Source organism: uncultured Maricaulis sp., assembly GCF_963976135.1.
Lineage (GTDB): Bacteria > Pseudomonadota > Alphaproteobacteria > Caulobacterales > Maricaulaceae > Maricaulis.
The window spans coordinates 1-2,862 of sequence record NZ_CAXBKN010000168.1; the positions used below are offsets into that span (position 1 = coordinate 1).

The 2,862-nt window shown below is 66.1% G+C and carries 2 protein-coding genes; both read right to left on the minus strand.

Features of this window, described 5'->3' with window-relative positions:
- A partial coding sequence (locus AAC023_RS14195; RefSeq protein ID WP_339741906.1) for an efflux RND transporter periplasmic adaptor subunit occupies positions 1 to 1,188 on the minus strand: 1,188 nt, incomplete at its 3' end.
- Between the two features lie 6 nt (positions 1,189 to 1,194).
- Positions 1,195 to 2,862 (minus strand): ABC transporter permease (locus AAC023_RS14200; protein ID WP_339741908.1); only part of this gene is annotated, 1,668 nt, incomplete at its 5' end.

A 2,862-nucleotide genomic window follows, 5' to 3' on the forward strand; every position in this document is an offset into this window, starting at 1 on the left:
GATGCCGTCATGGATTTGCGGTCCCGGATACATCACCACGACATCGCCGGTTTCAAGCCCGGAGACAATTTGCGCCATGCGGCCATTCTCCTGGCCGATCCCGACCGGTGTCAGGGCGGCGCGGCCCTCCTCGACGCGATAGACGGCCCATTGTCCGCCCGAGCGGAACAGGGCAGCGACGGGCAATTGGACGATATCGTCCTGGCGCCAGATCGTCACCGCCGCCTCGACGCGATAGCCATGCCCGAGCGCGGCCCACCTGGCCGGCTCGTCGACGAGGTCGATGATGACATTGACGCGCTGTTCCTCGACGCCCAGGGCGGAAACCTTGATGAAGCCATAGGGCTCGATCCGGCGCACGCGGCCGCGCAGCGTGCCGCTGCCGCCCCAGGCACTGATCTCGGCGGCATCGCCCTCCTGGATCTGCACCGCGTCGGTGGAGAGGAATTCGACGACGATTTCCAGATCGGCCGGATCGCCCATTTCCAGCACCGGCGTGCCGGGTGCGACAATGCTCTCGCTCTCTTGCAGCACCTGCAAGAGACGGCCGGTGATCGGCGCGCGGATCTCCACCAGACCGCCATTGGCGGCCTCACTGCCGGGCTGCATCAGGCGCGCCTGCGCCGCTTCCAGCTCGGCCTCGACGCGCGCGACATTGGCGCGGGCGGTATTGAGGCCGGCATAGGCGGTGCGGCGCGCCAGACGGACGCGGTCGACGGCGCCCTGGGAGGCGACGCCGGTGCCGAACAGGGTCTCGATGCGTTCCGCCTCGGTGCGGGCATAGTCGTATTCCAGAGCGGCGCGCTGTTCTTCGGCATTGGCGAAGGCCAGCGCCGCCTCGGCCGAGCGCACCGCAGCGCGGGCCTCGACCTGGGATCGCGCATCGAGCAGGGCCGGATCGCCGGGCAATATGGTGGCGAGCACATCGCCGGCCGCAACACTGTCGCCGGCGTCATGATTGACCCGCAGCAGGCGTCCGCCGAGCGGCGCGGAGACGACATAGACCTCGCGCACCCGCGTGCGCGCCTCGTCGCGGACGCTGACGGTGAGGGGCGCGCGCGTTACTTCGGCCAGATCGACCAGCACTGGCTGCGGCCGGAAGGCCAGCGCCAGCAGGACGGCCAGGGCGAGCCCGGCAATCGCCCAGAAGACGGTGCGGAAATTGAGTGTGATGCCGGCGATTTTCAAAACCCGTTACTCCCCTGTTTTCAGCACGGCGACCATGTCGAGCCGTTCGATCTGGTGGCGCACCAACAGGCTCGACCCGATGGTGATCCCGACCAGCAGCGCACCCGCCAGCCCGAAGGTCGAGGCATTGATGACGAAGGGCAAGCGAAACAATTCCGAACTCATTGCCTGTGCCAGAAACCAGGCCATTCCCGTTCCCGCCGCCGCACCGACCGGCAGGGCCAGCAATGTCAGAAACGCCACTTCGCCGAGCAGGATATAGGCGACATCGGCAACCGTGAAACCGAGCACCCGCAAGGAGGCGAGTTCACGCTGACGCTCGGCGAAGGAAATGCGGACGCTGTTATAGATCACGCCCAGCGCGATCAGTCCGGCAAATCCGGTATAGATCCAGATCGCGGTGCCGAGATTTTGCTGCATCAGATCATCGAGATTTTGCGCCGCCAGCGCCTGCAGCCCGGTGCCGGCGACCAGCGGCACGGCTTTGAGCGTGGTGTAGAGCGTGTCGAGCTGGTCGGGGTCGACGATCAGATAGGCACCGGACACGACATCGCCTTCACCGAGCAGGGCGTTGAGATCGCCGATCCGCATCTGGGCGCCCGATCCGATCAGCGTTGTCGTGACGGCTGAAACCGGCACGTTGAGCACCGGGCGGCGGCCCTCGGCGATGTGGATCTCCAGCATCTCGCCGGCCTCGATATCCAGCTTGGTCGCCAGGTCCTGGGACAGCACCAGCCCGCCCGGTGGCGGCGAGACCGTGCGGTAATCGGCATCGACCATGCGCGATAAATCCGGATCGGGCGGGGCGCCGATCAGCGCCGCGCGCTCCTCGAGATTTCCGTGGCGCAGCCGCGCCGAGACCGCGCGGAACGGTTCGGCCGCCAGCACGCCGGGCAGGCGTTCAATGCTGTGATAGGCGGCACGCGAGCGCGGCTGCACGAAGGTCACGGACACGTCATAGCGATTGGAAACATTGAAGAAACCATCCATCATCACATTCATGGAATCGATGAAGAACAGGGTCCCGATCAACAGGGCGCCCGAGGCGGCGACGCCGGCGACGGTGAGGCTGGCGCGGATCGGCCAGCGAATGATCTGGCGCAGGATCATCCGCGTCTGCTGATCGATGGCGTGCCAGCGGGTAATGCCCATGCCGGCCGCCTTGGAATAATCCGGCGGCGGCGGCTGCGTCATGGCATCGGCCGGGTTGAGGCTCGCGGCGCGGCGCACGGCAATCGCCGCCCCGCCGAGAATGGCGGCCCCGGTAATCGCAATCACGATCGCATAGGTGCGCGGATCGGCATCGAACACCAGGAAGGGGAAGCGATAGTATTGGGTGTACATGATCGCCATCTCGCGCCCGAGCCAGATACCGAGCCCGCCGCCGATCACCAGTCCGGCCAGGCCAATCACGGCGACCAGTTTCATATAATGCCAGCCGACCTCGTCATCGCGATAGCCGAAGGCCTTGAGCAGGCCGATCCCGGCGCGCTGCACCGCGATCAGGCGCGAGATGACGATATTGACCAGGAAGGCTGCCACCAGCAGGAAAATCGGCGGCAGGACATTGCCCATGGTGCGCAATTGATCGATCTCGCTGGAGACGAAGACGTCGGAGATCTGCTCGTCGCGGCCATAGGCGCCCGGCGCGCCAAAGGGCTCGAACATGAGGTC